Origin of the sequence: Streptomyces sp. XY431 (assembly GCF_001279805.1) — a bacterium.
GTDB lineage: Bacteria > Actinomycetota > Actinomycetes > Streptomycetales > Streptomycetaceae > Kitasatospora > Kitasatospora purpeofusca.
The window spans coordinates 1-4,430 of the sequence record NZ_LGDO01000137.1 but is presented as its reverse complement, the minus strand read 5'-3'; the positions used below and the strand labels follow the sequence as shown (position 1 = coordinate 4,430).

At 71.7% G+C, this 4,430-nt stretch carries 3 protein-coding genes; 1 reads left to right on the top strand and 2 read right to left on the bottom strand.

The genetic code is table 11. From position 1 onward, the window contains the following. Together ADK60_RS16820 and ADK60_RS16815 are read right to left on the bottom strand one after the other, a co-directional pair. Positions 1 to 324: cytochrome P450 (locus ADK60_RS16820; protein WP_234371115.1), on the bottom strand; the 324-nt coding region annotated here is incomplete at its 3' end. A 262-nt stretch (positions 325 to 586) separates the two neighbouring features. Then, positions 587 to 3,781, bottom strand: a complete 3,195-nt coding sequence (locus ADK60_RS16815; RefSeq protein WP_053646889.1) for a M28 family peptidase — start codon at positions 3,779 to 3,781, stop codon at positions 587 to 589. A 462-nt stretch (positions 3,782 to 4,243) separates the two neighbouring features. On the opposite strand from ADK60_RS16815, the gene ADK60_RS16810 reads away from it, so the two are divergent. Then, a partial coding sequence (locus ADK60_RS16810) for a helix-turn-helix domain-containing protein (protein ID WP_159400465.1) occupies positions 4,244 to 4,430 on the top strand: 187 nt, incomplete at its 3' end.

Genomic DNA, 4,430 nt, shown 5'->3' with positions numbered 1-4,430 from the left:
CCCCCGCCGTTGCCGCTTCCAGTCGTCGCCGGTCGCGGTCAGCACGCCCTCGCCGGCGAGCATCCGGGCCCGGTGCGAGCGCTTGACGTACCGCTCGGGGTGGCGGCCGAGGACGTGCTGCACGGCCTCGGGGTCGGTGACCAGGACGGTGGGGCGGGGGCCGATCCGGAACGCGGCGACACCGCCGAGGCGCTGCCGGGTACGGGCCAGCAGGTCGATCAGCTCGGCCTCCTCGGTGCGCCACTCCTCGACGGCCTCGGGCGGCAGTTCGGGGACGGGCGGGGCGGCGGCGGGGGAGGGGCCGGGGTTCGCGGCGGTGGTCACGGGGGTGCCTCCTCGGTCGGCGGCGGGCGGCGGTCCGCGCCGACTCTACGTCAGCGTGCGCTCCCGCCATGACCGTCCGGCCACCGCCCGGACACCGGGCGCCACTCTGCGCCGATCGAGCGGCACCCGGGCGGCAACCAGGCAGCACCCGGGCCGGGCCCGCGGGCGCGGCGCTCCGCACATGCGGCGGTGCCGCGGTCCGTCCCCCTCGACGAACCGCGGCACCGCTTTTTCATCCCGTCCCGGAGACGATCCGGTCCGCTCAGATCGGCTGCCAGAGGGCCGGGACGATCGGCGGCTCCCAGCCCACCTGGGCCGTGTGGCCCTGGAGGCACCGGTAGCTGATTCCGTTGTAGGTGACGGTGTCACCTGTCTTGTAGGTGGTGCCCGCGGCCCAGGTGCCGTTGCCCGGGCCGGGGTCGGAGGTGACCACCAGCGAGTAGCTGCTGGAGTGGGAGACCGAACCGGTGCCGGTCACGGTCAGGTTGTACGTCGCGGCGGGGACGGAGGCGGCGACCGAGATGTTCAGGGTCGCGGAGCCGCCCGACTGCACCGAGGCGGGGCTGACGGTGGCCGTCACACCGGCCGGCGCGCCGGAGACCGAGAGGTTCACGGTCTGGGCGGAGCCGGAGGTGGTCTGGGTGTTCACCGTGGCGCTGGCCGACTCGCCCGGCTTGACGCTGCCGGTGGCCGGGTTGACGTTGACCGAGAAGTCGTTGCTCGGCACCGGGCCGCTGCCGACCGAGGTCTTCCACAGCGTGTAGGCGACGCCGTCGGCGCTGCGGTCCAGCACGGTGGCGTTGATGTTGCTGGTGGTGTCGCAGGCGGAGTGGTAGCAGGAGTCGTACGCCCGGTTCGCGGTGCCGCCCCACTTGGCCGCCTGGTTGGCGGTCTTGGTGGCGCTGGCGCCCGCCGCGTAGCCCGAGGTCGGGATGCCGGCGGACTGGAACGAGGCGTCGTCCGAGCGGCCCTGGCCCTCGACGTTCTCCTCCGGCTGGAGGTTCAGGGAGTCCCAGTAGGCCTTCATCGGCGCCGAGGTGGCGGAGTTGACGTTGTTGATGAAGTAGCCGGCGTTGGGCGAGCCGACCATGTCGAAGTTGTAGTAGCCCTTGATGGCGCTGCGCTGGGTGGAGCTCAGCTGGCCCACGTAGTACTGCGAGCCCTGGAGGCCCTGCTCCTCACCGGTCCACCAGGCGAAGCGCACGTGGCGGGTCATGGTGGGGTTCTGCTGGGCGAGGACGAGCGCGGTCTCCAGCAGGACGGACGAGCCGGAGCCGTTGTCGTTGATGCCGGGGCCGGCGCTGACGCCGTCCAGGTGCGCGCCGAACATGGTGACCTGGTCGGCGGGGCCGCCCGGCCAGTCGGCGACCAGGTTGTTGCCGCCGTAGGTGCAGGAGCCGCAGGCCTGCTCGCTGACCTGGTAGCCGGCGGCGACCAGCTTGGCCTTCACATAGGCCAGCGACTGGCTGTAACCGGCGGTGCCGGTACGGCGGTTGCCGCCGTTCTGCGAGGCGATGGTGTTGAGCTGGGCCAGGTGCGCCTGGACGTTGGCGACGCTGATGTCGGGCGCCTGGCCGCCGGGGTTGCCGCCGCCGACCGTCAGCGTGTACTGCGCGGTGTGGGTGGTCTGGCCGGTGCCGGTGACCGTGATGACGTAGGTCCCGGGCGCGGTGGTGGCGCTGGTGGAGACCGTCATCGTCGCGCTCGACCCGGACTGGATCGAGGACGGGTTGAAGCTGACGCTCGCACCGCTCGGGGCGCCGGAGGCGGTCAGGTTGACGGTCTGGGCGCCGCCCTGGGTCACCTGGGTGCCGACCGTCGTGGTGGCGGAGGAACCCGGCTGGACGGTGCCGGAGCCCGGGTTGGTCGAGATCGAGAATTCCGGCCCGGTCGGGCCGTCGCACTTCGGGTCACCGGTCTGGGCGGGCACGCTGACCGCGTCCCAGGCCGCCTTGGTGCGGTTGAACAGGTTGCAGGTGGGGTCGAGGCTCTTGGCGGCGGTCAGGGTGGTGGTCCGGTACCTCTTGTAGGTCATGCCGCTGGTCTTGAGCAGCATGCCGCCGTAGAAGACCCGGCCCGCGTCCTTGATGCCGACGCCGGTGACCGTGGAGCTGTTGCAGGTCGGGCTGGTGGGCTTGCCGCCGCCCGGGTTGGAGCCCTCGGCGAGCAGGTAGAACCAGTGGTTCAGCGGGCCGGCGGCCGCGTGCACCTCGGTGCTCGGGATCGAGGAGGAGTAACAGTTGGGGTCGCCGTTGACGAGCGAGGGGTTGGCCATGTTGCGGATCGGGCCGCGGCCGACCAGGTTGATCATCTCGCCGACGGTGTAGTCCGGGTTGTCGTACGGGGAGGGCTGGTTGGCGTAGGCCTCGGTCAGCGCGCCGAAGATGTCGCCGGTGCCCTCGCCCAGGCCGTTCTCGTTGTTGGCGCCGCCGGGGGTGTACTGGTCGATGCCGTGGCCGAACTCGTGGCCGACGACGTCGATCGAGGAGATCCACTCGTTGGCGTTGTTGTGGCCGATGGAGACCGAGGAGCCGTCCCAGTAGGCGTTGACGTCGTTGAGACCGACCTTGACCGGCCAGCTGCCCCCGGTACCGTTGTGGCCGTTGCGGCCCAACCAGTCCTTGAGCATGTCCCATTCCTTCTGCGCCGCGAACATGACGTCGCCGCAGCCGGTCTCCTTGCTGGTGGGGCTGCCGTTGCCCCAGGAGTCCGAGGACTTGCTGAACACCTGGCCGGTCGCGTTGTCGGCGCAGCTCAGGCCGGGCCGGCCCGGGTCGCGCAGCGAGTAGCTGCTGCCGGAGCCGGTGGTGCTGATGGTGACCGGCGGCGGGCCGTTCCACTTGCTGTTGATGGTCCCGGCCCGCACGTCGTCGTAGCTGTCGACGACCTCGCCGTTGCGGGCGTCGACGAAGACGTGCAGGGTGCTCGGGGCGCTCGCGGTGCGGCCGGTGAGCACGGTCTCCCAGGCGAGCCGCCCGGCGCCGTCCTTGACCCGGACGACCAGGCGGCGGGACTGCACGCCGTCCACGGTGGCCAGCTTGGTGCGGGCGGTCCGCTCCGCGTTGGCGGCGCTGATCAGGGCGGTGGTGGGCACGCCTATCGCGCCGGTGTTGGCGGACTGGGAGCCGTGCACCCTGCCCTGGCCGTCGGCGATCACGACGGCGTCGCCGCCGACCACGGGCAGGCCCTTGTAGGTCCGCTCGTAGGCGACCGAGTAGAGACCGCCCAGCCAGGGGGTCACGGACTGGCGCTCGTAGGTCTCGCCGGGCCCCTTGGCCAGGGCGTCCAGGCCGGCCGCGGCCGCCTGGTCGGCGGCGTTCACGGCGGCGGCCAGCGCGCTGGGGGGTGTCGGCGCGGCCGCACCCGCGGCGGCGCCGGCCTGTCCGACCGCGGTGGCGGTCAGCATGCCGGCCAGGACGGTCAGGGTGGTCCCCGCCGTCAGCAATCTGCGTTTCATTCCGAGGCTCCTCGAACGTGGGGGTGCTCGACCGCGGACGGTGCGCCGGAGGGGCGCTCACCGCAGGACGCTGGGGGGACTGGTCAGCGGGCGTCCGCGCTCGGGTGCCGGAACACTCACACGCCGTCATGGCACGGTCAACGGGCTGGACGCACGGAACGGGGGGTTGGCAAGTTCCGTCAAGTACCGCTCGGGTGCGCCAAGAAGCTTTTCGAGCACGGGGCCTGACGACGGGAAAGGCGTCCGGGCAGGTCGGAGTGCTCGGAGAGATCGAGACCGGTGGCCAGTGAGGTAGAGACCAATAGAGGGGAGAGGTTGAGACCACCGCATGGAGAGGTTGAGACCAGAGTGCGGAAGTGGTTGAGACCACATCATGTACGGCGGGGGTCCTCGTCCAGTACCGTCCTCCTCAGCGGACCTCTCCCACCGGAGGGCCCGGAACGCACTCGGGAGGGCAGCCCCGTGCACCGCAACCGGGCGGCGACCACGCCCGTCGAGGACCACCTCTGGCAGGCCTTCGGTCTGCGGCTGCGCCAGTGGCGCCGCCGCGCCGGACTGACCCAGGCCCAGCTCGGCGCCGAGATCGGCTACGACCACACCGCCGTCAGCAAACTGGAGCACGGCACCCGCCGCACCAACCCTGTCTCTT